Genomic DNA, 23,698 nt, shown 5'->3' with positions numbered 1-23,698 from the left:
CCAAGGCAAGGTCATTGCACGATCCAAGCAGTTCTTGGCGGCTGCCGAGACCCTTATGCGATCCTCAGAATATGAGGATCGCCCGAAGCTGCTGTTAGCGCCAACTCTGCACCTAGCTGCGCATGGCATCGAGCTGTTGCTCAAGTTCCCTCACTTTCGAGCAGGAATGTCCGCAGGCGCTGTCGGATCTGCTTATGGCCATGATCTAAAGAAGCTGTGGGCCGATGAACGCGCTCGAACAATCAGGGAGCTAGCTAAAGATAGCGCAGTATTGGCCTGGGAAGCGGCGCGCGAAAGCGCTCGATGGGACGACGACTTCCGTGGCAGCCCCGAAGAACTTGTCGAGGAATTTCTATCCCGGCTTGCCGAACTGCATGGCAAAGACACAAACTTTGGCCTTCGCTACCTGCTTCCTGCGGCCGCAACCGGACCAAGGCCTGGGCTAATCGTTGACACATTTCTGGATGTCTCAGATCGGGTCCTCAAGAATCCGAGTCTGGCAGACCCTATGCGTGAGTTCTAAAGCCGCTCATAGGCCGCGCGGCCGTTGTTGAAATCATCGACGAGAGGGGAGAACTTGTGGCTCCCCTCTTCGTGCATGATCAGCGGCGCGCGCAGCGACAGCCGCGCCCGCGAACCCTTGATCGCGGTCACCAGGATGCGGACCGCGTTTTCGCCCTGGCGCGGATGGATGGCGGTGATCTCGATGCCGCCGAAGCGGCGGCCGCAGGAGGCGATGATCTCGGCGATCGATTCCGGGCGGGCGATCAGCGACAGCTGGCCGCCGGGGATCATGATGGCGCCGGCGGTGCGGATCCAGCTCTCGAACAGTCCTGATGTCATCGCATGCGCTTCCGCCTTCAGGGCATCGGGCGTCTTGCGGTCGCCTGCATCGTTGAAGGGCGGGTTCATGATGACGTGGTGGAAGACCTCGTCGAGCAGCCCGGCGTCGTTGCGGGCCTTGGCGGTCAGCGTCACATCGGCTTCGACGACGGAGACACGGCCCGCCATATGGGCATTGTCGGGCAGCGCGATACTGCGCCTCGCATAATCGGCCATTTCGGACGAACGCTCGAACAGCACGGCTTGCGCCTTCGGCAGTCTCGACGCCACCGCAAGACCGGCCGCCCCGGCACCCGCTCCGAGATCGGCGACCTTCATAGTCCTGTCGTCGGCAACCAATGCGGCGAGCAGCATGGCATCCATGCCCGAGCGATGACCCCGGCCCTTCGGCTGGACGATATGGAAGCCGCCGCGGTGGAAGGCATCGATCGTTTCGGAAACCGCTGGCGCCATCGGCTCACTTTTCCGCGCGCAGCTCGTCGGCCAGACCGGCATCGGTGAGGATGCGGCGGGCCTGGGCGGCGCGCTCGTCGTCAACCAGCAGGCGGCGCGGCAGCATGCCGAGCGAACCTTCCAGAATGCTCATGCCCTGATCGGCCACGAAGCAGTGAATTCCGGCGTCCTTTAACAGGCTCTCCGCAAAAGAGAGCAGGACGGGATCGTTGGCGCGGATAAGTTCATGCATTTGCGGTCAATTCCGTTTCAAATTTGCGCTACGCGACAATTCACCCCTTGCCGCTTCTCCCGCCCCTTTCTATTGTCGAACTCAATGAGTGAACAGGAGTCCGGGTCGTTGGGCGTGGTCATACCGCTTGAAGAAAGCAAAAACAAACTGGCATCCGTCAAGCCGCTGGTCGATTTGACAAAGGCGGATATGGATCGGGTGAACCAGCTTATCCTTTCCAAGGCCGGTTCCGACGTACAGATGATCCCGGAGGTTGCCAACCACCTGATCTCCTCCGGCGGCAAGCGTCTGCGCCCGATGCTGACGCTCGCATCGTCCTGTCTGTTCGGCTACAAGGGCGAAAACCACATCAAGCTCGCGACCTCGGTCGAATTCATGCACACGGCAACGCTCTTGCATGACGACGTGGTGGACGAAAGCGATCTGCGCCGCGGCAAGTCCACCGCCCGCACCATCTGGGGCAACCAAGCCAGCGTTCTGGTCGGCGACTTCCTGCTCGGCCAGGCCTTCCGCATGATGGTCGATGTCGGCTCGCTCGATGCGCTCGACGTTCTCTCATCGGCTGCCTGCGTCATCGCCGAGGGCGAAGTGCTGCAGCTTTCCGTCGCCAAGAACATGGAAACCACCGAGGACGACTATCTCTCGGTCATCCGCGCCAAGACGGCGGCTCTCTTTGCCGCGGCGGCCGAAGTCGGCCCGATCGTTGCCGAGGCCGGCAAGTCCGGCCGCAACGCGATGAAGTCCTACGGCATGAATCTCGGCCTCGCCTTCCAGCTGGTCGACGATGCGCTGGATTACGGCGGCAAGGCTGCTGATCTCGGCAAGAATGTCGGTGACGATTTCCGCGAGGGCAAGATCACCCTTCCTGTTATCCTGGCCTACCGCCGCGGCACGCAGGAAGAGCGCGCCTTCTGGCGCGATGCGATCGAGGGCGGCAACAGCACCGATGCGAACCTCGAAAAGGCACTCGGCCTGATCACCAAATACGGCACGCTGAACGATACGATCGCCCGGGCGGTCCACTATGGCACGATCGCGCGCGACGCCCTGGCGCCGCTTCCGGATACGCCCTGGAAATCGGCCATGATGGAAGTCATCGACTTCTGCATCGAGCGCGTCAACTAATCAAAGGTCTTTGATCGCGGGCTGATTTTGTTGCAGGGCCGCTTCAAAAAAGCCATCCTGTTGTGAATCAGTCATCGCAGCTGATTTCGCGGCCGGAGCTTTGCCGGCTGCATTGAAGAGAGGTTTTCTAATGCGGCAGAGATTTGCCATCCGTCTTCTTTCGAGCGCAGCCCTTGCAGCCGTCCTTTCGCTCGGCGCATTGACCGGCGCGCATGCCGAAGACGCGGCGAAGACGGAAGAAGCCAGCCCGACCGTGATGTTCGATCCGGATACGGTTTCCACCTTCTCCGGTGCCTTCCTTGCTGCCCGCACCGCCGATGTCGATCACGACTACAAGACGGCAATCGAGCTCTACAAGAAGGCGCTGCAGATCGAGCCGGGCAATCCGGAAATCCGCCAGCGCCTGATGATCTCGCTGCTGCTCAGCGGCGATTTCAAGGAAGGCGTCAAATACGCCAACGAACTGAAACTCGACCCGAGCATCGAGCGCGTGACGACGGTCGTGCGCAGCATGGATGCCGTCAGCCGCGGCGACTACAAGGGCGCCGAAGCGATCCTGAAATATGATGGTCCGAACGATCTGGACCGGATGATGAACGACCTGCTGTCAGCCTGGTCGCGCCTTGGCGCCGGACGCGGCAAGGAAGCGCTGGCGATGGTCGAGAAGATGAAGGGACCGGACTGGTTCCGCATCTTCCAGAACTACCATGCCGGCGCGATCGCCATCGTCAACGGCAATATCGCCTCCGCTCGCAAGCATCTGAACGATGCCGTGCTCGACAAGGATGGCGGCGCGACCGCGCCCGACACTTTCATGCGCTCGATCATGGCGCTGGCACGCCTCGAGGCATCGCAGGGCAATAAGCAGAAGGCACTGGATGCCATCTCCGTCGGCGATAACCTGCTGCCGAACTATGCGCCGCTGAAGGCGCTGCGCCAGAGCATCGAAAGCGGCGAAAAGCCGAAGCAGCAGGTCGAGAACGCTGCACAGGGTGCGGCTGCCGTGCTCTTCTCCGTCGGCGCCGCGCTGAACCGCGATGGTGCCGAAGACATCGTTTCGCTCTACCTGCAGACCGCCAATGCGCTTGATCCCGACAGCCCCGATACGCTGGTTCTGCTCGGCGGCATTGCCGAGAAGCAGGAACAGATGGACCGCGCCATCGAGTTCTATCAGAAGGTTCCGGCGGATTCGCCGATGCGCCGCATCTCGGAACTGCAGCTCGGCCTGGCGCTCGCCCAAGGCGGCAAGGTTGACGAGGCCCGCAAGCATCTGCAGCAGCTGATCACCTCCGACCCGAGCGATATCCGCAGCTACCTCGCCTATGGCAGCGTCCTCTCGGACGCCAAGGACTATCCGGCGATGGCAGCCAATTACGACAAGGCCGTCGAGGCAATCGGCGCGCTGCCGGGCCGCTCCGACTGGACCGTGTTCTTCCAGCGCGGCATCGCCTATGAGCGGCTGAAGAAGTGGGATCAGGCCGAGCCGAATTTCCGCAAGGCGCTGGAGCTCAATCCGGACCAGCCGCAGGTTCTGAACTATCTGGGCTATTCCTGGATCGACATGAACAAGAACCTCGACGAAGGCCTGACGATGATCAAGAAGGCCGTCGATCTGCGCCCTGACGACGGCTACATCATCGACTCGCTGGGCTGGGCCTACTACCGCCTCAACCGTTTCGACGACGCCGTCGGTGAGTTGGAGAAGGCCGCTGAAATCAAGGCTGGCGACGCGACGATCAACGACCACCTCGGCGACGCCTACTGGCATGTCGGCCGCAAGCTCGAGGCCGTCTATCAGTGGAACCGGGCGCTGAACTCGCAGCCCGAGGAAGCCGAGATCCCGAAGATCAAGGACAAGATCGCCAACGGCCTGAAGCCCGAGAACGACGACGCCAAGTCTGCGGACAAGAAGCAGCCGGACCCGGCGCCGGTCGCTCCGCCGCCTGTCGACAAGAAGTCCTGATAGCGCATGCCGGATGCGGAGAGCCGCCGTTTCACGGTGACTGAAGACGCGCCTGCGAAAATCAATCTGGCCCTGCATGTGACGGGCCAGAGAGACGATGGTTACCATCTGCTCGACATGCTGGTGACCTTCACGGCGCATGGCGACCGGCTGAGCTTTACTTCTGCCGATAGAGACGGCTTTACCTTGGGCGGGCGCTTTGCCGCTGACCTCGGCGGCGAGCCGGGCAGCAATCTGGTACTGAGGGCGCGCGATCTTCTGCGTCAGGCGGTGCTTGCCCAGGGCGGCCATGCGCCCGCCGTTACCATCCGTCTTGAGAAAAACCTACCCATCGCTTCAGGGATCGGTGGCGGCTCGGCCGATGCGGCTGCGGCGCTGCGCGGATTGCAGCGGTTCTGGAATGTCCGCGTACCCGCCGATCAGCTCGCCGCGCTGGCGCTGCAGCTTGGCGCCGATGTGCCGATGTGCCTGGAAAGCAGGCCGCTGATTGCCCGCGGCATCGGCGAGGAGATCGAGCGCGTCGCCCTCCCCCGGCTGTTCCTGGTTTTGGCCAACCCTTTGAAAGCGGTTTCGACTCCTGCGATTTTCCGGCTGCTGACGGAGAAGAACAATCCGCCGCTCGACCTTTCTGGCGACTGGATGCAGGCGATTGCCGCCAACCGCAACGACCTCGAGCCGCTGGCCCGCAGCCTGACCCCTGAGATCGGCAAGATCGCCGGGCTACTTGCCGATTGCGGCGCCGCGCTCGTGCGCATGTCCGGCTCCGGCGCCACATGCTTTGGCATCTTCCCCTCCCTTGCGGCGGCTGAAGCGGCCGAGCAGCAGCTTCACAGGCTGCGGCCGGACTGGTATTTCCAGGCAACGGAAACAGCCGCGGGAGAGTGACATGCCTGGCATAGACGAAAACCGCCCGTTCATCCCCGTCGGCATCGCCGTGCTGACCGTCTCCGATACCCGCAGCCTGGAGAACGACAAGTCGGGCGATACGCTGGCTGCCCGCATCGCCGAGGCTGGTCACAAGCTCATCGACCGCGCCATCGTGCAGGATGACAGACAGGCGATCGCAGCGCGCGTAAAGGCCTGGACGGAGACCGACGGCATCGACGTCGTCATCACCACCGGCGGAACCGGCTTTACCGGCCGCGACGTGACGCCTGAAGCGCTGGAGCCGCTGTTCGAGAAGCGCATGGACGGCTTCTCGGAGGTGTTTCACCGCATCTCCTATGACAAGATCGGCACCTCGACGATCCAGTCACGCGCCACCGCAGGCGTTGCCAATGCCACCTTCATCTTCGTGCTGCCGGGCTCTCCCGGCGCCTGCAAGGATGCCTGGGACGGGATATTGAAGGCACAGCTCGACTACCGGCACATGCCCTGCAATTTCGTGGAGATCATGCCGCGGCTCGACGAGCATCTGAAGCGCGGCGGCTGATTCCCGAGGCTTAGCGCGCCGCGCGCGCCACCCAGGAAGGAATCAATTCACTGGAAAGCTGCCTGAGCTTCTGCCCCTTGGGAAATTCCGACAGCCGCATGCCGCTCTTTGCCGAGGCGATCGCCTGGTTCTTGGGGACAAGATAGGCAAGCTCCAGCGGCGGCACCGAGCGGCCGAGACGCTGCAGCAGCGGACGGCGATAGGCACGCGAGGCGGTGAAGCGGGCGGGCAATCTGTTCAGCGCCACATATTCGGCGATCTCGTCGATCCAGCCAGCCTGCGGGCGTGCGCCGGGCTCGACGAAGAGCAGCCATTCGCCACGCGCCGAGCGCAATATGTCATTGATATCCCACTCAGAATGAAAGCGGCAACCGGCCGCGTCCGCCACCCGCGAAGTGCCGTCTCGCGAGCCGTGATCAAGCACCACGACATCGCTGACAAGGCCTTCGACCGCGCCTGCAACCAGCACCGATAACGTCTGCGCCAGCTCCGGTTCCTGATCCTGGCACTCGAGAACAACTGTCAACATTGCCTATTTATAATGCGCCGCACAAAACTTTGCCAGCGCGACTTTCCTCATTTTGTTCTTGCATTGTTCTCTTTTTCTGATTAGGAATTTAATCATCAAGAACGGGCGAAGGCAACGCCTCCGCTGCGGGAGAATCCGATGAACGAACAGTCCCTTGCAGGGCAGGCCGCGTTCGCGCCTGCCAACACGGCAGATATTGCCGAAGCGCTGATCGCCCAGTCTGGCCTGCGCGTGGATGCCGAACGCCGCCGCGGACGCGGTGCCGGGCTCAATCCCGGCGGTCGGTTCGAGCCGCAGAGCCGCGAGGCCTTCGACGACGGCTGGCAGACGCTGGAAGAACTGCCGCCCTTCAAAACCGAAGTGCAGATCGAAAAGCCGCGCACCGCGATCACCCGCAACGAGTCGCCCGACATTCCCTTCGACCGGTCGATCAACCCCTATCGCGGCTGCGAGCATGGCTGCATCTATTGCTTCGCCCGGCCGAGCCACGCCTATATGGGGCTTTCGGCGGGGCTTGATTTCGAGGCCAAGCTCTTTGCCAAGCCGGATGCCGCCAAGCTTCTGGAACGCGAACTTGCAAAGCCCGGTTACAAGCCGCGGGTAATCGCGATCGGCACCAATACAGATCCCTATCAGCCGATCGAGAAGGAATGGCGCATCATGCGGCAGATCCTCGAGGTGCTCGACAAGGCCAATCATCCTGTCTCGATCGTCACCAAGTCGGCGATGATCATGCGCGATATCGATATCCTGAAAAGCATGGCGGAACGCGGCCTGGTGCGCGCCTCGCTGTCGGTGACGACGCTCGACCGCAAGCTTGCCCGGACCATGGAGCCGCGCGCCTCGACGCCGCCACGACGGCTGGAAGCGATCCATGCTCTGAGCGACGCCGGTATCCCGACCTCCGTCATGGCCGCCCCTGTGATCCCGGCGCTGAACGACCACGAGATCGAACGCATTCTCGATGCCGCGCATGCTGCCGGTGCGCGCGAGGCGGGCTATGTCTTCCTGCGGCTGCCGCTGGAGGTCTCGCCGCTGTTTCGCGACTGGCTGCTGCAGCATTACCCGGATCGCTACCGGCACGTCATGTCGCTGGTGCGCTCGATGCGCGGCGGCAAGGATTACGACGCCGATTTCGGCAAGCGGATGAAGGGTGCCGGCCCCTACGCCTGGCAGATTGCCCGGCGCTTCGAGATGGCCACCAAGCGGCTCGGCATGGTCAGGCGCAGCATGCCGCTGCGCGACGATCTCTTCGTGCCGCCTGACGGCAGCGGCGTGCAGCTGTCGCTGCTTTGAAGCTTCCCGCCCGCTGGCACGGGCGCGAGGAGAAACGGCACGTCCGTTTCGAACGGCAGGCAGACGATGCCTGCTGAGGAATTACCCGCAGGAGACCGCCGCCCTGGTCTCTTGCACGCCGCGAATGGGTCCCCTGCCCCTTCGCGGTCCTAGCCCCCGGCCCCGCCGCCCTGTTCCGGGGGCTTGCAGGAAATCGGGTTGGCGTGCGAGGTTCAGCCGCATGAAACGTCGCACGCCACCCGATTCTCCTCTGCTTTTCGAAGACGCGCCGCTCACTCCGGATTTCAAGCTGGAACTGAAGGCCCGCAAGGCCGGTCACTGGCCGGTTGCCGGTGCCGACGAAGCCGGGCGCGGTCCTCTGGCTGGTCCGGTTGTGGCCGCCGCCGTCATCCTCGATCCCAGACGCATTCCCGAGGGGCTGAACGATTCCAAGCAGCTCTCGGCGGGCAGGCGCGAGGAGCTGTTCGTGCAGATCCTGGCGACGGCGACAGTCTCGATCGCCTCGTCGAGCGCCACCCGCATCGACGTTACCGATATCCGCAAGGCGAGCCTCGACGCGATGCGCCGTGCCATCTGCGGCCTTTCCATTCCCGCCGCCTACGTGCTGACCGATGGTCTCGACGTGCCCCAAGGGCTCGACTGTCCCGGACAGGCGGTGGTCAAGGGCGACGCGCGCTCCGTCTCGATCGCTGCCGCCTCGATCGTCGCCAAGGTTACCCGCGACCGGATGATGACCCGCGCCCACCTCGTCTTCCCCGACTACGGCTTTGCCGCCCATGCCGGCTACGGCACGGCCCAGCACCGCGCGGGGATCGAGCAGCACGGCCCGTGTTCGCTGCACCGGATGACGTTCAGGCCGCTCAGGAAGGACGGGGCGGAGCTTGCGGTGACGCAGGAGATGCTTGGGGATTGAGGGGCAGTGCGCCCGGAGGCGCCGCCTCATCCGCCCTGCTGCTACGGACCCCGCTGCGGGGATCGACCCTAGACACGACCACAGGTGCCACCTCGTGCCGCGGCCACTAACCTCTCCTTCCTCATTCCTGTGCTTGTCACAGGAATCCAGTGCGCCCCAGTCTTGGGGCGCGGGAGACACATGACCCGTCGCGAGCTCGTTTGCGTTATTCACGGCGCGGACGCGCCGTGGCTGGATTCCTGTGACAAGCACAGGAATGAGGGCGGTGGGGAGGGGTTGAGCGAACCCATTGGCTGCCTGCGTTGGCCACGCAGCGCAGGAGGCACAGTGCCACGCTATAATGACTACCAACACCACCAACGCCCAAAAAAAACAAAAAGCCCCGCACGACGGCGGGGCTTTCCAATCCTATCGACCGAACCTTAGTTCAGGCGGGTCTTCACTTCGCCGACGGCGGTCTTGAAGAGATCGGCCTGGACCTTGCCTTCGGCCTTCTGGGCCAGCACGGTCTCGGCAGCGGAGATGGCGAGATCGACGGCGGCTGAACGAACGGCCTTCATCGCTTCGACTTCTGCCTGCTTGATCTTCTGCTCGGAAAGCGCGGTGCGGTTGGCAACGAACTCTTCGGTCTTCTTCTTGGCTTCGGCGGTCAGCATCTCTGCTTCGCGTTCGGCGGCAGCGACGATGTTCGCAGCTTCGGCTTCGGCTTCCTTGCGCTTGCGCTGGTATTCGGCCAGCAGGTGCTGGGCCTCTTCGCGCAGGCGCTTGGCTTCCGCCAGTTCGTTGCGGATCTGATCGGCGCGGTCGTCGAGCGACTTTGCCATCATCCCCGGAACCTTCAGGTAGACGACCAGCAGGATGAAGAGAACGAGGCCGACAAAGGCGAAGAAAGTTGCATCAAGAGCAAATTCCATCGATCAACCCTCCTTCTTGGCGGCTGCGACCGCCGCTGCGACATCAGCTTTGGCAGCGGTGCCACCGATCAGCTGCTGAACGACGGCAACAGCCGTCTCCTCAGCGATCGTGCCGACGTCTGCGAATGCCTTCGCCTTGATATCGGCGATGCGGCCTTCGGCAGCCTTCAGCTTTTCGGCAAGGCTTGCTTCGACAGCGCGGCGGTCGGCTTCAGCCTTGAGCTTGGCGGCATCGCGAGCGGCGGTGCCGATCTGATTGGCCTTGGAGCGGGCTGCGGCGAGTTCGCCTTCATAGGTTGCGACCGCTGCGTCGGCTTCGGACTTGAGGCGTGCTGCCTCGTCCAGATCCTGCGCAAGCCGGTTATGGCGCTGCTCGAGGATGCCGCCGATGCGCGGTGCGATGACCTTTTGCATGAGCACGAAGAAAACAGCGAACGTAATCACCAGCCAAAGCAGCTGGGATGCGTAGGTCGACGTATCGAACGGCGGGAAAACGCCGCCATGATGCTCGCCACCGGCAACGCCGGTTTCGGTATGGACCTCGCCAGCAGCCGGAGCGGCGTGCGGATCCGTACCGGTGGCTGCACCCGTTTCTGCCGTTCCCGCCGGAGCTTCTTCAGCATAGGCCGGGGTCACAAAAAACATGCTCACCTCCAGGTGTACTGCAAATGCAAAGGATCACGGCTTGCGGTCTGCAGGCCGTGATCCTTCAATCCACCGAAATTAAACGGCGAAGAGCAGGAGGAGAGCGACGAGCAGCGAGAAGATGCCCAGAGCTTCCGTAACGGCGAAGCCGAAAACCAGACGGCCGAACTGGCTGTCAGCGGCAGACGGGTTGCGCAGAGCGCCGGACAGGTAGCTGCCGAAGATGTTGCCGAGGCCGAGAGCCGTACCGGCCATACCAAAGCAAGCCAGGCCTGCACCGATGAACTTTGCTGCTTCCGCTTCCATGTTGAACTCCTTGAGATGGTTGTTGCGGCGAATGACTGACGCCCTTTGACGTCGATGTCGTTATCCTTAGTGCCCGCCGGGATGGATCGCGTCGTTGAGGTACATGCAAGTCAGTACCGCGAAGACGTAAGCCTGGAGGAAGGCGACGAGGAACTCGAGACCGGTCAGGGCGACGGTCATGATGAGAGGAAGAATGGCACCGCCGATACCGAGCGCACCAAGGGCTCCGAGCGAGGCGACAAAGCCTGCGAACACCTTGAGCGTGATATGACCAGCGAGCATGTTGGCGAAAAGACGAACCGAGAGCGAAATCGGACGCGACAGGAACGAGATGATTTCGATCGTCACGACCAGCGGCAGAAGAATGCCGGGGACGCCTTGAGGCACGAAGACATTAAGAAAGCCAAAGCCGTGCTTATAGAAGCCGTAGACCAGGACCGTGCCGATGACGAGAAGCGCCAGCGCGAAGGTGACGATGATCTGGCTGGTGATGGTGAAGAAGTAAGGGAACATGCCGAGCAGGTTTGCCGTCAGCACGAACATGAAAAGCGAGAAGACCAGCGGGAAGAACTTCATCCCCTTGGTTCCGGCGCCTTCCTTCAGCATCGAAGCGATGAATTCGTAGGACATTTCCGCGACGGACTGCGAGCGGCCAGGAACGATGGCGCGGTTTGACGTCGAGAAATACAGGAAGCCGGCGGCAACAGCTGCCGAAGCCACCATAAAGAGCGAGGCATTGGTGAACGAGAAATCAATCCCGCCGACTTCGATCGGCACAATCTTCTGGATCAGGAACTGATGAGTCGGATCGTTAGACACCGCTTGTTCTCTCTTCTTTGGCCCGCGGGCGCGGGATCATCATAATGAGCGGAGCGCTGGCGCGCCCTACCCTATTTGCTGCCGTTTCCGTTTCCGGGCTCGGGTTTTGCAACCTTGCCTGCGGCACGGAGAACATTCAAAACACCGGCACAAAATCCGAGAAGCAGAAGAATAATCAAACCCCAAGGCGCCGTGCCGACAAAACGGTCGAGGAGATAGCCAAGCAGAGCACCGACAATGATAGCGGAGATGAATTCGCTCGAAAGCTTCATCGCCTGGGCATAGCCTTTACGGCTTTCCTCGGCGCGGGCCTCGCTCGCCTGTTCCTCTCTCGCCTCTACACGCTTTGCCTTGAGCTCTGCTCCCAGCTGCGCGCGGCGCCTGTCCAGACTTTCTTCCCGGTCATCCGACATGGTTCCTCCTCCTATGCCTCTATCCCCAATCCCGCTACCCCGGTCCTGTGGACGTCAGAGACATGGAATATAGAACCTTTCGGCCCGTTCTGAAGTCGCGCGCAACATAGTTTTAGGGATTGGTATAGTCAAGGCATAGGGCGCCCGCGCTCAGACATAAAATAATCGAGTGAGATCAAATACTTGATCTCAATTTAGGCGGCCTGGCAAAATTCGAGCGGGAGAATCCGCTTTATAGGCGCTGCAAGCTGCAGAGAATCCACAGCTTAGGCAGCTTCCGGTCAGCTCCAGCCGCCGCCATAGGTGCGATAGAAGACATGCAGACCGATGCGGCCGACCTTCTCCATGGTCTTTGCCCATTTCGGACGGACATAGACGGCATGGTAGTGCGTGGCGGAGCCAACCTGCGGCAGCCAGATCTTGCCTGCTGTCACCGCCATCGCCACTTCGCGGGCCATGCGCCAGTGATATTGCGAGTTCACGCGGTCCTTGATGTTGTCGCAGGCAAAGGAGAACTGGCAGCGGTTGCGCCAGTCTTCGTTCTGATAGACGACGCCGCAGATGGTTTTCGGATAGGCCGGATTGCGGACGCGGTTGAGGATGACCTGGGCGACGGCTGCCTGCCCCTTCACCGATTCGCCGCGCGCTTCGAAATAGATGCCGGAAGCCAGGCACTGCTGCTCGGCAGCCGAAAACACCGCCGGCGGCAGAATGCTGGCGGCCCAGGCATGATCCCTGGCACCGATCTGCGGAACGAAGCGGCCGTCATTGGCGCTCTTGTCGGTGAGGATCGAGTCGAAAGGAGACTGGCGCGAATAGTCCGGGGCGGCCGGCGCATAGGCGGTTGCCAGCACATCCGGCTTGTTGTTGTTGACGAGGTCGGCGAGGAAGGTCGGCACCACGGTTTCCGGCTTGACCGGCTCCTTCTTATAGAAGGCCGTGGCGATCTCGATTTCCTTGCCCTTGATCTTCGGCTTCACGAAAGCCGACTTGTCCTTGAGATTGAAGCTGGGTTCGAACAGCAGCTTGGTGCGCTGGAGGATGGAGCCGGCGGTGAAATCCTTCGGCGGCTGCATCTTCTCGACGGCGACGACGCGACCCTTCTTCAGGCTGCGATTGACCCGTTCTTCATCGGTCGTGTCCTCATGCCCCTTCCCTTCGGCGACGAAGGCGACCTTGCGGCCATCGGGCAGAACCATGCCGGCGCCGGCTGCGACCGTGCCGGTAACAATTGGATCGGCGAAGGTGAGTTCCGCCTGATGGATGGAGCCGGCCGGCGAATTGGTCATCACCATGCGCCAGTTCTCGCGGCTCTCATCGAGACCGGCGAGCATCGCGGCTAGATCCGCATGCGAAACGATGCTGGGGAACGCGAGCCACCCGCAGATACCGAAGATCGCGGGTGAAATCCAGTTTTTGGGCAGATAACGCAGCTTGCTGCTGAAAACGCTCTGTCGACGCAACGCCAGACTCCGGAACACGGGACGCATGAACACTGCATTGAAAATCTCTCATTAACCTTGATGCTTGGTTAATTCGCCATCCCGGAATCTATCCGTGAGCATTTTTTCATATAGCGAAACGCAAGAACCCGGCGCGAAGGCCGGGTTCCCTGAATTGCGATCTGGCGCGAGGTCAGATGATGACGTGCGATCCGAGCTCGACCACGCGGTTGGCCGGCAGGCGGAAATAGTCGGATGGATTGGCTGCCGCATTGGCGAGCGCGATGTAGAGGCGGTCCTGCCAGTAAGGCATGCCCGACTTCGCATCCGGCACCAGCTTGCGGCGGCCGAGATAGAAGGAAGTCGACATGATGTCGAACTTCAGCCCGGTCTTTCGCAGCGTCGCCAGCGCCTGCGAGACGTTCTGAGTTTCCATGAAGCCAAACTGGAGTTCGACGCGCGAGAAGCGCTCGGAAATCGGCTCGACCTTGTAGCGGTCGATGCTCGGAACGCGCGGCTTGTTGACGGTACGGATCGTCAGGATGACGTTCTTGTCGTGCAGAACGTGATTGTGCTTCAGATTGTGAAGCAATGCCGCGGGCGCCGATTCCGGATCGCTGGTCAGGAAGATCGCAGTGCCCGGAACATGGGCCGGCGAGTGATCGCTCTTGCGCTCGATCGAGCTGACAAAGGAGGCCAGCGGAATATCGGTGTGGCGGGTCTTTTCGGTGAGGATTGCAGTGCCACGGCGCCAGGTCCACATGATGACGATGAAGGCGGTGGCGATCAGGATCGGGATATAGCCACCGTCGTGGATCTTCAGCAGATTGGCGCCGAGGAAGATCAGCTCAAGCGCAAGCAGCGGCAGCAAAACGATCGCGGCCACCGGGATCGACCAGTTCCAGCGGGTGCGAACGAATTCGAAAGCCATGATCGAGGTGACGACCATCGCGCCGGTGACCGAGATACCATAGGCCGTTGCCAGCGCATCCGAGGTCTTGAAGGTGATGACCAGGAACATGACGCCGAGGAAGAGGACGGCGTTGACCGACGGCAGGAAGATCTGGCCCGTATTGGTTTCCGAGGTGAAGAGGATTTCCATGCGCGGCAGGAAGCCGAGGTTGATCGCCTGACGGACCAGCGAGAAGGCACCGGTGATGACGGCCTGGCTGGCGATGATGGTGGCGCAGGTGGCGAGCACGACGCCGAACGGCAGCGCCCATTTCGGGAACATCAGGTAAAAGGGATCCGACATCGCCAGCGGATTGCCGAGAACGAGAGCGCCCTGCCCGAGATAGTTCAGCGTCAGCGACGGGAAGACCAGCGCGAACCACGCCCACTGGATCGGCCGGCGGCCGAAATGCCCGAGGTCAGCGTAAAGCGCTTCTGCCCCGGTGATCGTCAGGAACACGGCGCCCAGCACGACGATGCCGTAGAAGCCTTCATTCAGCAGGAAGCTGACGGCATAGTATGGGTTGAAGGCGGCGAGAATGCCGTAATCATCCGAGATGTGCGAGATGCCGACCAGCGCCATGACGATGAACCAGATCGCGGTGATCGGCCCGAAGAAGCGGGCCATCGTGCCGGTGCCGCGCGATTGAAAGGCGAACAGCCCGACAAGAATCGCCACCGAGATCGGCACGATATAGGGCGAGGCATTCGGCGCCACGAGCTTGATACCTTCGACCGCCGACAGAACCGACAGTGCCGGGGTGATCATCGCGTCGCCGAGAAAGAGCGCGGCGCCAGTGAGTCCGAGCGCGACGAGGATCGCCGTATGGCCATTGGCCGTTTTCATCAGCAAGGCGAGCAGCGACAGCGTGCCGCCTTCGCCTTCGTTGTCGGCGCGCAGCAAAAGCAGCACGTATTTGAGGGTGACGATAATGGTCAGCGCCCAGATCATCAGCGATATCAGGCTGATGACTTCGAAACGGGTGAGACCATCCTGGGCGACCGGCTTCAGCGCTTCGCGGAATGCGTAAAGCGGGCTGGTACCGATGTCTCCATAGACGACGCCAACGGAGCCGAGCGCAAGATAAAAGAGTTTGCGCGGCGTCATGTGGCGATCGTGCGAATGGCTTTCGTCGGACATGAAGTTACAACAGGCTCCTCAGAGCCAGCCTTTCCATCGGAAAAAGAAAAACGGAATGATGGCGGATACGACCATCAGGCCCAGCGAATAGGGATAACCCGCGGCCAAGTGCAGTTCCGGCATGAATTCGAAGTTCATACCATAAATGGATGCGACGAGGGTCGGCGGCAAGAAGACCACGGATGCGATCGAGAAGATCTTGATGATCGAGTTCTGTTCGATGTTGATCAGGCCGAGCGAAGCATCGAGCAGGAAGGTGATGTTGCCGGCGATGAACGAGGCATGTTCGTTGAGCGACTGGATATCGCGCGACACCGTGCGGCAGAGTTCTTTGGTGTTCTGATCGTGCTGGACGGCAGGCACCGTATAAAAGAAGCTTGAAAGCCGGGAGAGCGATGCGAGGCTATCGCGCACCTTGGAGACCAGCCGGTGGTGGGCAGCGATATCGCGCAGCTTTTCTTCCAGATAGTTTGACGGCTTGCGCACCTTCTTGGCGCGTTCGCCGAAGACATGGGTCGAAAGAATGTCGATGCGGGCAACGGACAGTTCGAGGATCTCGGCGGTGCGATCGACGATCGTTTCGAGCAGCTTGGCGAGCAGGGCTGCACCATTGCGCCACTGTTCCGGCACGCGATGAAGCGCCGCGATGAAAAGCTTGAAGGATTTCGGATGGGCGTAGCGGATGGTGATCAGCCGGTTGCCCGACAGAATGAAGGCAACATCCGTCAGCGTCGGAGATGCGGTTTCGGCCTGCCAGACCAGCGAAGCGGTCATGAACACGTCGTCGCCTTCGGTGTAGAGGCGTGCCGAGGGTTCGATGTCCTTGAGGTCGTCGCGGGTCGGCACTTCGATGCCGATCACTTTCTCGACATAGAGCTCCTCCTCGCGCGTCGGCTCGATCAGATCGATCCACACGACGTCATCCGGAAACTCGTCCATCTTCGACAGATCACGAATCTCGACGGACTTGCAGTTGGAGCAATAGGCGGTGATCAACGGGCCTGTCTCCAGCCGCGCTCGCGCCATGCCATCATCGCCATCATCGAACGCCCTTCCATCACGCGGCTGCCAAGAAGGCAGCGCTGAGGCTGCAAGCCCTGGAGACTAACGGAAACGGATAAAAAAAGTTCATACAACTCCGGCTGCGTCCGGCCGTTTGCCGGGTGCGCATTGTGCTCAACCGCATCGCAGTCACCAATCCTTCAACCGACAAGTCAACTCCGAACATGCAGGCTGGCCGGGAACCCTGGGGCAAAGGCGTCCGTCATCGAGCATCTGCAGAAACCGCCCTCATGGCGACGGCGGGGCATATGACGGAAAGCGGCGAAATAATCAAGACGTGTTACGTGAACTGCGCGTTTTCACCACATTTCCCCCGCAATTTGGGGTATGCGGCACCGCCCGAATCCGGCGTCTGTGCTATTCGAAGACAATTGCAGGCGCCGGACGCTGCGGCTGTCCGCCGACCTCCGCCCAGACCTTAGCAGCGATGTCCTTATAGATACCGGCAACGATGCCGTTCGGCTCGGAAGCCACCAGCGGGGTCCCGGCATCCGACGTTTCGCGGATGTTAATCGTCAGCGGCACTTCGCCGAGGAACGGTACGCCGATGCGCTCGGCTTCCTTGCGGGCGCCGCCATGGCCGAAGATATCGTAGCGGGTGCCGGTATCGGGAGCGATGAAATAGCTCATGTTCTCGACGATGCCGAGAACCGGAACTTCAACCTTCTTGAACATGTTGAGGCCCTTGCGGGCATCGATCAGCGCCAGATCCTGCGGCGTCGAGACGATGACGGCGCCGGCGAGCGGCACCTGCTGGGCCATAGTCAACTGCGCGTCGCCGGTGCCGGGTGGCATATCGACGACGAGAACGTCGAGTTCGCCCCATGCGACTTCGCGCAGCATCTGCATCAGCGCCGACTGCACCATCGGGCCGCGCCAGATCATCGCGGTTTCCTCATCGACGAGGAAGCCCATCGACATGACCTTGAGGCCGTAATTTTCCATCGGGTTGATGATGCGGCCGTCGATCTGCGTCGGACGGCCGGAGATCTTCAGGAGGCGCGGCATCGACGGGCCGTAGATATCGGCATCGAGGATGCCAACCTTCAGGCCATTGGCGAGCAGGCCGAGCGCCAGATTGACTGCAGTGGTCGACTTGCCGACGCCGCCCTTACCGGAGGCGACGGCGATGATCGCACCGATGCCGGGCACGCCGATCTTGCCGCTGCGCTGCTGCTGGGGCTGCGGGGCGTGAGAATGGGAATGGCCGTGGTGATCGTGCTCGGCATGGGATGCGGCCGGACGGGCGGCGGGCGCGGTTTGCGAGGCGGCCTTCTTGTCGGCGGTCAGCGTGACCAGCGCGCCCTTGACGCCCGGCATTTCCTTGATGACGCGCTCGGCGGCCTGGCGCAGCGGCTCGAGTTCCCTTGCCCGTTCGGCAGGCACGGTGATGGAGAAATAGACCTTGGCATCGGAAATGAAGACGTCGGACACCATGCCGAGCTCGACAATATTGTGTTCGAGATCGGGACCGCGCACGGTCTTCAGCGTTTCAAGAACCTGTTCCTTGGTGACCTCAGTCATGCATTCCTCACGCGTATCTTTGCAGACACGTAGATAGTGGAGGGCTGCGCCTTCGCCAAACGAAATCGGCAATGAGGAACGGAAAACGCGCGATCGAATTCCGTTGCGGCCATCTGGTCCGCCAGGCTTTCGCCTCGATGGCCGCAACGGTCTCCCCGAGAACCGGCGCGATCAGACCGACCTAGCGCAATGGCCAAAAATGACCAGAGACAAAATCACACTAATAATTGGGGGGTGGGCACGATGGCGAAGGCGCCGTCACATAAAAGCAACAACCGCCGCCAGCGACCGGATGCAAGAGAAACGCATCTACAATCGTGGGCGGCGGCTGGCCGAAACGGCGCCATTCTTGGCGCTCTCTTCAAAGTCCCCTCTGGACCTCTGCCAGATAAGAAGCAAGGTGCATGCCAAGTGCTGCGCTTGGCATTGCGCGAGCCCGGCTGTATGGCGTGGGTGACCAGAATGGGCGACGACGATGGAACTGCCGAAGATCTTGCGTGAACGGGTGGAAGCGATGCTTGAGGGCCAGCCGCTGGATGCGCTGAAGCGTGCTTCGGCGCGCCTTTCCAGCCGCTATCGGCAGGAGTTGCGTGATGGCAGCTTTCACATCAGCGACCAGCTTGCGGCCCATGCCTACCTCGCGGCGCGGCTGCCCGCGACCTATGCGGCGATCCGCGCCGCTTTCGAGATGATCGCCGGGGTGCGGCCTGATTTCGAGCCGCAGCGATTTATCGATGTCGGCGCCGGTCCGGGCTCGGCGCTTTGGGCCGCGGCCGATTGCTGGCCTGCGATTGGCGAAGCGACGATGGTGGAAGCCAGCACCGCGATCCGGCAGACGGGACAGAGCCTTTCGGAGGGTCTCGATTTTCCCGTGAGCTGGGTGGATGGCAATCTTCTCAAGGAGTTACCCTCACTGCCGCCTGCCGATCTCGTCACGCTTGCCTATGTTCTCGACGAGATCGAGCCGCACCAGATCGCTCCATCGATCGGCAAGCTCTGGGCCTTGACCCGCGACACGCTGGTTATCATCGAGCCCGGCACGCCGGCCGGTTGGGACAGGATCCTGGCGGCTCGCGACGTTCTGCTTTCCAAGGGCGCACATATCGTTGCGCCCTGCACCCACGCCCTCGACTGTCCGATCGCCGCACCGGACTGGTGCCACTTCTCCCGGCGCGTTTCGCGCTCGAAGATCCATCGGCTGGTGAAGGATGCGGAAGTGCCGTGGGAGGATGAGAAATACATCTTCATCGCCGCCAGCCGCTTCCCCGTCGCGCTGCCCGACGCGCGGGTGATCGCCCCGCCACAGGGCTCCGGCAGCGTCATCAGACTGAAACTCTGCCAGGACGACGGACGTGCAGCGGAACAGACATTATCGAAAAGAGATGGGGCCGCTTTCAAATGGGCGCGGCGGGCCGATTGGGGCGATGCCCGTGAAAAGGACAGCGGCTGATCGCGCTGCCCATCTTTGAAGCTTGGTGATGATTTTTTCGGCAGGCTATTTGATCAGCCCGATGCGCAGCGCTTTGGCGACCGCCTGCGTGCGGTTGACGGTATCCAGCTTCTTCGTCGCGCGGTTCAGATAGTGGTTCACCGTATGCTCGGAGAGGCCGAGGATATCGGCGATTTCGGCGCTGGTCTTGCCGGCAGCCGTCCAATTGAGGCAGTCGACCTCCCGGTCGGTCAGCGTATCGGTCAGGCGGTTGTCGAGATTGCGGATCTCAGCCAGCCGGTCGAAGACATGGATGGCGATATAGGAGAGATTGCGCATCTCCTCCGGCGTATAGGGCTCGCGATCGCCAGCGAAGGAAACCGCGCCGCGCAGACCCGAAGGTTCATGCGTCGGGAAATAGGCGCAACGCACCATCCGGAAGCGCTCGAACAGCCCGGCGACCATCGCCGACTTGCCGTCGTCGCGCACCCAGCCTTTTGACGTGTCATGGAAGAACGGTATGGACGAGGTGCGTAACCGGCGCAGCACGGGGCTGTTCATCATCAGCCCTTCCTGATCGTAGAGCGACAGGAGTTCTGCCGGCCAGCTGGTGATGACGGTGGTACTCTGCAGTTCGAAGGATGTGATGGGCGGCAGGTTGAGAACCATGAAGGCACGGCTGCCGAAGGCGTCCGTTACCCGCTTCATGAAGCGGAAGATATCGAACTGGGTCTTCAGACCCGCTATCTCCTGGACATACCCGTCCGTCTGATCGGACGCTTGTGACAAAGCCATCTATTCTTCATCTTCCCGAGCTTGCGGTTCAGATCAACTGCGCTGCTAAATTGCTAAACCTAAAAAGAAAAATATGGTTCCCGGCCTTAAAATGCGCGGCCGGTCGAAACTTGTAACTATTTGACGAACTATCGCAGTTGGTGTGATTCGCCGGCAAATCTCAATATGGTCCTCATCATAAGCATGCTCTTCTTTTGCGTCCACCCGATGAAACCATCACGCCCGCGTTACCGGCGTGGACCAAGCCTGACGCGCATGCCTTCCATGATGCTTCCGGCTGCCTCGCGCACGGGCTCTGCCCATTCCGTCAGCCGCTCCATCGTCAGCCGGTAGGCGGGGCCGGTGATCGAGACGCCGCCGACCAGGCTGCGATCGGGCGTCCAGATCGGCGCGGCGACGCAGCGGATACCCTGCTCGTGTTCTTCCCGGTCGAAAGCGCAGCCCTCCGTGCGGATGCTGGCGAGTTCGGCAAGCAGGCTTTCTGCTGACGCCAGGGTATTTTCGGTGAAGCGCTGAAACGGGATGGCGGCCGCAAGCGCGGCAACTGATGCCTCCGGCAGGACGGACAGAGCCGCCTTTCCGACGCCGGTGCAATAGACCGGCGAGGCATTGCCGATCTGCGAATACATGCGGACGGATTGCTGGCCCTCGACCTTGTCGAGATAGATGATCGAGGTGCCGCGGAGAACGCCGAGATGGACGGTCTCGCCGCTCATCGCCTGCAGGGCGCGCAGATGCGGCTCGGCGATCAGGCGGAATTCGTTCTTCGCCCAGCTGCGGGCGGCAAGATCGAGCAGGCGCAGTCCGGGCGAGTAGCGGCCCTCGCCATCGAGCTCCAGCAGTCCCTCCTCCACCAGATGCCCGAGCTGGCGATGCAGCGTGCCGCGCGGCTGGCCGGCCTGCGCCAATATGTCCGTGAAGCGCAGCGGCCTTTCGGCATGGGTCACCAGATCGAGCAGAACCATGAGTTTGCCGAGCGTTCCGGTGTCGTTTTCGCCTTCGGTGCCTTTTCGCGAGACCATCGATCGCCTACCGTTGTGACCGCCTGCGGTCTTGACAGAGAGGCCAACGTAAATCGATAATTCCACATAGTCAAATTGAGTTCCAAATAATGGAACTACGGGAGGAATGCGGTGACGGGTGTATCGGCACGGTTTCCGGAATTCAGGGATCGGACGGTTCTGGTGACCGGCGGCGGATCGGGCATCGGCGCGGCCATCGTCGAGGGTTTCGCGCGTCAGGGCGCCAAAGTCTCCTTCATCGACATCGCCGAGGACGAGAGCCGCGCGCTTTCCTTGCGCCTGTCCCGTGACAGCGAGCACCCGGTGCATTTCTTCAAGGCAGATCTGCGCGATATCGAGGCTGTCAGGCAGACAGTCGATGCGGTTGTCGCTCAGTCCGGCCCGATCACTGTTCTTGTCAACAACGCCGCCCGCGACGACCGGCATGATTTCGATGCGGTGACGCCGGAATACTGGGACAACAACCAGGCGACCAACCTGCGCCATGTGTTCTTCACGGCGCAGGCCGTGGCGCCATCGATGCGGGAAGCCGGCGGCGGGGCGATCATCAACATGTCGTCGATCGCCTTCCTTTTGAACATGCCGGACTTTCCGGCCTATTCCACGGCCAAGGCCGCCGTCATCGGGTTGACCAAGAGCCTGGCGGGCAAGCTTGGGCCTGACAATATCCGCGTCAACTGCATCCTGCCCGGCATGATCGTCACCGAGCGGCAGATGAAGCTCTGGCTTACCGAAGAGGGGATCGCCAGGACCGTCGAGCGGCAGTGCCTGAAAAGGGTACTGAACGCCGACGCGATCGTCGGTCCTACATTATTTCTAGCATCCGATTGCGCGGCCGCAGTGACCGCGCAGTCCATGATTGTCGATGGAGGCATTTTCTGATGGCAAATCCCGCTTACGTCGCGGTTGACTGGGGTACGAGCAGTTTCCGGCTCTGGCTGATCGCCGAGGATGGCAGCGTGCTCGGCGAAAGCCGCGGCAGCGAGGGCATGACGGTGGCGGCGAAAACCGGCTTTGCCGAAGTGCTGGCTGCGCATCTCGACAAGGTCTCGGCACCGGCCGATCTCCCTGTCATCGCCTGCGGCATGGTCGGGGCCAAGCAGGGCTGGGTCGAGGCCGGTTATACCGACGTTCCGGCAACGCTTTCCTCGATCCTGACGGGTGCGGTCTCCGTTCCCGGCCAGAGCCGTGATATCCGCATCCTTCCGGGCCTCGCGCAGCGCGACAAGGCATCGCCCGATGTCATCCGCGGTGAGGAAACCCAGCTGCTGGGAGCGCTCGGCGCAGAAAGCACCGGCGCGCAGGCGGTCTGCATGCCCGGCACGCATTCCAAATGGGTGCATGTGCAGGACGGCGAAGTCATCGGTTTCTCGACCTTCATGACCGGCGAACTCTTCGACGCGATCACCAAGAATACGATCCTGTCGCATGCCGTTGCCGGCGCCGACCAGTCTCCAGCCGACAATTCGGCCTTCAAGGCATCGGTGACGGCTGCGTTCCACCAGCCGGCGATGGCGACCAATCTGCTCTTTACCGCCCGCTCCGGCCAGCTGCTGCATGGGCTGACGGCTGCCGGCGCGCAGGCGAAGATTTCCGGCACTCTGATCGGTCTCGAGATTGCCGGAGCGCTGTCGGATGCCGCCAACGATACGCCGATCGCGCTCGTCGCCTCCGGCCGCCTTCAGACGCTCTACGAAACCGCCTTCAAATCCCTGTCTCTTAAATTCACGACGATAGATGCCGATACGGCAGTGCTTCGCGGCCTCTCCGCAGCTGCTGCCGCCATCTGGTCAAAATAAGAAAGTTAAAGCCATGAACCGTGTTCCTTTCCCCTCCATGAAGCGCCCACTGATCGCCATCCTGCGCGGCATCAAGCCCGAGGAGACGGCAGGCGTCGTCGGCGCGCTGATCGAAAACGGCCTGACGGCGATCGAGATCCCGCTGAACTCGCCGGAACCCTTTAAGTCGATCGAGATCGCAGCCAAGATGGCACCATCGGAGGTGCTGATCGGCGCCGGCACTGTGCTGACCACCGAGGCCGTCGATAGCCTGCACAATGCTGGCGGTAAGCTGCTGGTGACGCCGAATGTCGAGCCTGACGTGATCATCCGCGCCCATGGCTACGGCATGGTTTCGATGCCCGGCGTCTTCACGCCGACGGAAGCGCTTTCGGCAGCGCGCGCCGGCGCCACCGGTCTCAAGTTCTTCCCGGCAAGCGTGCTCGGCCCGTCCGGCATCACGGCGATCCGCGCCATCCTGCCGCCGGAACTCGTCATTGCGGCTGTCGGCGGCGTCTCGGACAAGAATTTTGCCGAATACACCAATGCGGGGATCAAGGCCTTCGGTCTCGGCACCAGCATCTACAAGCCAGGAATGACCGTTGTAGAGGTTGCCGAGCGCGCCAAGGCGACCATTTTAGCCTATGACGCAGCCGTAGGAGCATAGGCAT

General features: G+C 61.7%; 26 protein-coding genes. 11 read left to right on the top strand and 15 right to left on the bottom strand.

The window, feature by feature from the left end; genetic code table 11:
• Positions 1-55 precede the first annotated feature (55 nt).
• Positions 56-523: a hypothetical protein gene (locus AC1DIJ_RS12470; RefSeq protein ID WP_112390535.1), complete on the top strand. Its 468-nt coding sequence runs from the start codon at positions 56-58 to the stop codon at positions 521-523.
• Here the strand turns inward: AC1DIJ_RS12470 and AC1DIJ_RS12465 are convergent.
• Together AC1DIJ_RS12465 and AC1DIJ_RS12460 are read right to left on the bottom strand one after the other, a co-directional pair.
• Positions 520-1,296 carry a methyltransferase gene (locus AC1DIJ_RS12465; protein WP_112390536.1) on the bottom strand — a complete coding sequence of 259 codons (777 nt, stop codon included), beginning with the start codon at positions 1,294-1,296 and terminating at the stop codon, positions 520-522. The two genes, AC1DIJ_RS12470 and AC1DIJ_RS12465, sit on opposite strands and share 4 nt — an antisense overlap.
• Positions 1,297-1,300: 4 nt before the next feature.
• A complete protein-coding gene (locus AC1DIJ_RS12460) occupies positions 1,301-1,528 on the bottom strand; it encodes a putative signal transducing protein (RefSeq protein WP_112390537.1) in 228 nt (75 codons plus the stop codon).
• Between the two features lie 108 nt (positions 1,529-1,636).
• Here AC1DIJ_RS12460 and AC1DIJ_RS12455 point away from each other — a divergent pair, with 108 nt between their 5' ends.
• Entirely contained in the window at positions 1,637-2,653 is a 1,017-nt protein-coding gene (locus AC1DIJ_RS12455; RefSeq protein WP_112390538.1) for a polyprenyl synthetase family protein, read from the top strand.
• Here the strand turns inward: AC1DIJ_RS12455 and AC1DIJ_RS12450 are convergent, their stop codons facing one another.
• Entirely contained in the window at positions 2,654-2,803 is a 150-nt protein-coding gene (locus AC1DIJ_RS12450) for a hypothetical protein (protein WP_310292348.1), read from the bottom strand.
• On the opposite strand from AC1DIJ_RS12450, the gene AC1DIJ_RS12445 reads away from it, so the two are divergent.
• Genes AC1DIJ_RS12445 through moaB form a run of 3 tightly spaced genes read left to right on the top strand, consistent with a single transcriptional unit; the run spans position 2,784 to position 6,048 of the window.
• Positions 2,784-4,616: a tetratricopeptide repeat protein gene (locus AC1DIJ_RS12445; RefSeq protein ID WP_112390539.1), complete on the top strand. Its 1,833-nt coding sequence runs from the start codon at positions 2,784-2,786 to the stop codon at positions 4,614-4,616. The genes AC1DIJ_RS12450 and AC1DIJ_RS12445 overlap by 20 nt on opposite strands.
• A gap of 6 nt (positions 4,617-4,622) precedes the next feature.
• On the top strand, positions 4,623-5,501 hold the full coding sequence (locus AC1DIJ_RS12440) for a 4-(cytidine 5'-diphospho)-2-C-methyl-D-erythritol kinase (RefSeq protein WP_112390540.1): 879 nt from the start codon (positions 4,623-4,625) through the stop codon (positions 5,499-5,501).
• 1 nt (position 5,502) lies between these two features.
• Entirely contained in the window at positions 5,503-6,048 is a 546-nt protein-coding gene (gene moaB, locus AC1DIJ_RS12435) for a molybdenum cofactor biosynthesis protein B (protein ID WP_112390541.1), read from the top strand.
• Positions 6,049-6,058: 10 nt separating this feature from the next.
• On the opposite strand, the gene AC1DIJ_RS12430 is transcribed toward moaB, so the two are convergent.
• Positions 6,059-6,577 (bottom strand): glycosyltransferase family 2 protein, encoded by a 519-nt coding sequence (locus tag AC1DIJ_RS12430; protein WP_112390542.1) that lies wholly within the window; start codon positions 6,575-6,577, stop codon positions 6,059-6,061.
• 138 nt (positions 6,578-6,715) lie between these two features.
• On the opposite strand from AC1DIJ_RS12430, the gene AC1DIJ_RS12425 reads away from it, so the two are divergent.
• Both AC1DIJ_RS12425 and AC1DIJ_RS12420 read left to right on the top strand, forming a co-directional pair.
• Positions 6,716-7,873, top strand: a complete 1,158-nt coding sequence (locus AC1DIJ_RS12425; protein WP_112390543.1) for a PA0069 family radical SAM protein — start codon at positions 6,716-6,718, stop codon at positions 7,871-7,873.
• Positions 7,874-8,093: 220 nt separating this feature from the next.
• Entirely contained in the window at positions 8,094-8,786 is a 693-nt protein-coding gene (locus tag AC1DIJ_RS12420) for a ribonuclease HII (protein ID WP_112390544.1), read from the top strand.
• Positions 8,787-9,208: 422 nt separating this feature from the next.
• On the opposite strand, the gene AC1DIJ_RS12415 is transcribed toward AC1DIJ_RS12420, so the two are convergent.
• The 9 genes from AC1DIJ_RS12415 to apbC form a co-directional block, all read right to left on the bottom strand.
• Positions 9,209-9,700 (bottom strand): F0F1 ATP synthase subunit B, encoded by a 492-nt coding sequence (locus AC1DIJ_RS12415; protein ID WP_112390545.1) that lies wholly within the window; start codon positions 9,698-9,700, stop codon positions 9,209-9,211.
• 3 nt (positions 9,701-9,703) lie between these two features.
• Positions 9,704-10,345 (bottom strand): F0F1 ATP synthase subunit B, encoded by a 642-nt coding sequence (locus AC1DIJ_RS12410; RefSeq protein ID WP_112390546.1) that lies wholly within the window; start codon positions 10,343-10,345, stop codon positions 9,704-9,706.
• Positions 10,346-10,423: 78 nt separating this feature from the next.
• On the bottom strand, positions 10,424-10,651 hold the full coding sequence (locus AC1DIJ_RS12405) for a F0F1 ATP synthase subunit C (RefSeq protein WP_003588243.1): 228 nt from the start codon (positions 10,649-10,651) through the stop codon (positions 10,424-10,426).
• Between the two features lie 66 nt (positions 10,652-10,717).
• Positions 10,718-11,470: a F0F1 ATP synthase subunit A gene (locus tag AC1DIJ_RS12400; RefSeq protein ID WP_112390547.1), complete on the bottom strand. Its 753-nt coding sequence runs from the start codon at positions 11,468-11,470 to the stop codon at positions 10,718-10,720.
• Between the two features lie 71 nt (positions 11,471-11,541).
• Positions 11,542-11,883, bottom strand: coding sequence for an AtpZ/AtpI family protein (locus tag AC1DIJ_RS12395; RefSeq protein WP_112390548.1), 342 nt, complete (start codon positions 11,881-11,883; stop codon positions 11,542-11,544).
• A gap of 281 nt (positions 11,884-12,164) precedes the next feature.
• A complete protein-coding gene (locus AC1DIJ_RS12390; RefSeq protein ID WP_310292446.1) occupies positions 12,165-13,346 on the bottom strand; it encodes a cell wall hydrolase in 1,182 nt (393 codons plus the stop codon).
• A 172-nt stretch (positions 13,347-13,518) separates the two neighbouring features.
• On the bottom strand, positions 13,519-15,417 hold the full coding sequence (locus tag AC1DIJ_RS12385) for a potassium transporter Kup (RefSeq protein ID WP_112390550.1): 1,899 nt from the start codon (positions 15,415-15,417) through the stop codon (positions 13,519-13,521).
• An 18-nt stretch (positions 15,418-15,435) separates the two neighbouring features.
• Positions 15,436-16,413: a magnesium transporter CorA family protein gene (locus AC1DIJ_RS12380; protein ID WP_112390551.1), complete on the bottom strand. Its 978-nt coding sequence runs from the start codon at positions 16,411-16,413 to the stop codon at positions 15,436-15,438.
• A 423-nt stretch (positions 16,414-16,836) separates the two neighbouring features.
• Positions 16,837-18,003 (bottom strand): iron-sulfur cluster carrier protein ApbC, encoded by a 1,167-nt coding sequence (apbC, locus tag AC1DIJ_RS12375; RefSeq protein WP_112390552.1) that lies wholly within the window; start codon positions 18,001-18,003, stop codon positions 16,837-16,839.
• 475 nt (positions 18,004-18,478) lie between these two features.
• Between apbC and AC1DIJ_RS12370 the strand changes: the two genes are divergently transcribed.
• Positions 18,479-19,453 (top strand): small ribosomal subunit Rsm22 family protein, encoded by a 975-nt coding sequence (locus AC1DIJ_RS12370; protein WP_112390553.1) that lies wholly within the window; start codon positions 18,479-18,481, stop codon positions 19,451-19,453.
• Between the two features lie 45 nt (positions 19,454-19,498).
• Here AC1DIJ_RS12370 and AC1DIJ_RS12365 read toward each other — a convergent pair whose 3' ends face one another.
• The gene (locus AC1DIJ_RS12365; protein ID WP_112390554.1) at positions 19,499-20,227 is read right to left on the bottom strand and encodes a helix-turn-helix transcriptional regulator; all 729 of its coding nucleotides are present in this window, start codon (positions 20,225-20,227) and stop codon (positions 19,499-19,501) included.
• Between the two features lie 227 nt (positions 20,228-20,454).
• Positions 20,455-21,249: an IclR family transcriptional regulator gene (locus AC1DIJ_RS12360; RefSeq protein WP_112390555.1), complete on the bottom strand. Its 795-nt coding sequence runs from the start codon at positions 21,247-21,249 to the stop codon at positions 20,455-20,457.
• Between the two features lie 111 nt (positions 21,250-21,360).
• Here AC1DIJ_RS12360 and AC1DIJ_RS12355 point away from each other — a divergent pair, with 111 nt between their 5' ends.
• From AC1DIJ_RS12355 to AC1DIJ_RS12345, 3 genes are read left to right on the top strand one after another with little or no spacing between them, the layout of a single operon-like run.
• Positions 21,361-22,131, top strand: coding sequence for an SDR family oxidoreductase (locus AC1DIJ_RS12355; RefSeq protein WP_112390556.1), 771 nt, complete (start codon positions 21,361-21,363; stop codon positions 22,129-22,131).
• The gene (locus AC1DIJ_RS12350) at positions 22,131-23,048 is read left to right on the top strand and encodes a 2-dehydro-3-deoxygalactonokinase (RefSeq protein ID WP_112390557.1); all 918 of its coding nucleotides are present in this window, start codon (positions 22,131-22,133) and stop codon (positions 23,046-23,048) included. The genes AC1DIJ_RS12355 and AC1DIJ_RS12350 overlap by 1 nt, the downstream gene beginning before the upstream one ends.
• A gap of 13 nt (positions 23,049-23,061) precedes the next feature.
• Complete coding sequence (locus AC1DIJ_RS12345; RefSeq protein ID WP_112390558.1) at positions 23,062-23,694, top strand: 2-dehydro-3-deoxy-6-phosphogalactonate aldolase; 633 nt, start codon at positions 23,062-23,064, stop codon at positions 23,692-23,694.
• The last annotated feature ends 4 nt before the right edge of the window (positions 23,695-23,698 follow it).

It is taken from the genome of Rhizobium sp. 10N427 (assembly GCF_056394605.1).
Note: the sequence above shows the minus strand (reverse complement) of the source record. Positions and strands in the feature narration are given on the sequence as shown.

Coding starts and splice junctions, on each gene's coding strand:
- moaB (WP_112390541.1), top strand. CDS start 5,503: ATGCCTGGCATAGACGAAAACCGCCCGTTCATCCCCGTCGGCATCGCC.
- AC1DIJ_RS12470 (WP_112390535.1), top strand. CDS start 56: ATGCGATCCTCAGAATATGAGGATCGCCCGAAGCTGCTGTTAGCGCCA.
- AC1DIJ_RS12345 (WP_112390558.1), top strand. CDS start 23,062: ATGAACCGTGTTCCTTTCCCCTCCATGAAGCGCCCACTGATCGCCATC.
- AC1DIJ_RS12405 (WP_003588243.1), bottom strand. CDS start 10,651: ATGGAAGCGGAAGCAGCAAAGTTCATCGGTGCAGGCCTGGCTTGCTTT.
- AC1DIJ_RS12420 (WP_112390544.1), top strand. CDS start 8,094: ATGAAACGTCGCACGCCACCCGATTCTCCTCTGCTTTTCGAAGACGCG.
- AC1DIJ_RS12370 (WP_112390553.1), top strand. CDS start 18,479: ATGGAACTGCCGAAGATCTTGCGTGAACGGGTGGAAGCGATGCTTGAG.
- AC1DIJ_RS12410 (WP_112390546.1), bottom strand. CDS start 10,345: ATGTTTTTTGTGACCCCGGCCTATGCTGAAGAAGCTCCGGCGGGAACG.
- AC1DIJ_RS12350 (WP_112390557.1), top strand. CDS start 22,131: ATGGCAAATCCCGCTTACGTCGCGGTTGACTGGGGTACGAGCAGTTTC.
- AC1DIJ_RS12460 (WP_112390537.1), bottom strand. CDS start 1,528: ATGCATGAACTTATCCGCGCCAACGATCCCGTCCTGCTCTCTTTTGCG.
- AC1DIJ_RS12445 (WP_112390539.1), top strand. CDS start 2,784: ATGCGGCAGAGATTTGCCATCCGTCTTCTTTCGAGCGCAGCCCTTGCA.
- AC1DIJ_RS12415 (WP_112390545.1), bottom strand. CDS start 9,700: ATGGAATTTGCTCTTGATGCAACTTTCTTCGCCTTTGTCGGCCTCGTT.
- AC1DIJ_RS12450 (WP_310292348.1), bottom strand. CDS start 2,803: ATGGCAAATCTCTGCCGCATTAGAAAACCTCTCTTCAATGCAGCCGGC.
- AC1DIJ_RS12465 (WP_112390536.1), bottom strand. CDS start 1,296: ATGGCGCCAGCGGTTTCCGAAACGATCGATGCCTTCCACCGCGGCGGC.
- AC1DIJ_RS12385 (WP_112390550.1), bottom strand. CDS start 15,417: ATGTCCGACGAAAGCCATTCGCACGATCGCCACATGACGCCGCGCAAA.
- AC1DIJ_RS12425 (WP_112390543.1), top strand. CDS start 6,716: ATGAACGAACAGTCCCTTGCAGGGCAGGCCGCGTTCGCGCCTGCCAAC.
- AC1DIJ_RS12440 (WP_112390540.1), top strand. CDS start 4,623: ATGCCGGATGCGGAGAGCCGCCGTTTCACGGTGACTGAAGACGCGCCT.
- apbC (WP_112390552.1), bottom strand. CDS start 18,003: ATGACTGAGGTCACCAAGGAACAGGTTCTTGAAACGCTGAAGACCGTG.
- AC1DIJ_RS12365 (WP_112390554.1), bottom strand. CDS start 20,227: ATGGCTTTGTCACAAGCGTCCGATCAGACGGACGGGTATGTCCAGGAG.
- AC1DIJ_RS12395 (WP_112390548.1), bottom strand. CDS start 11,883: ATGTCGGATGACCGGGAAGAAAGTCTGGACAGGCGCCGCGCGCAGCTG.
- AC1DIJ_RS12430 (WP_112390542.1), bottom strand. CDS start 6,577: ATGTTGACAGTTGTTCTCGAGTGCCAGGATCAGGAACCGGAGCTGGCG.
- AC1DIJ_RS12360 (WP_112390555.1), bottom strand. CDS start 21,249: ATGGTCTCGCGAAAAGGCACCGAAGGCGAAAACGACACCGGAACGCTC.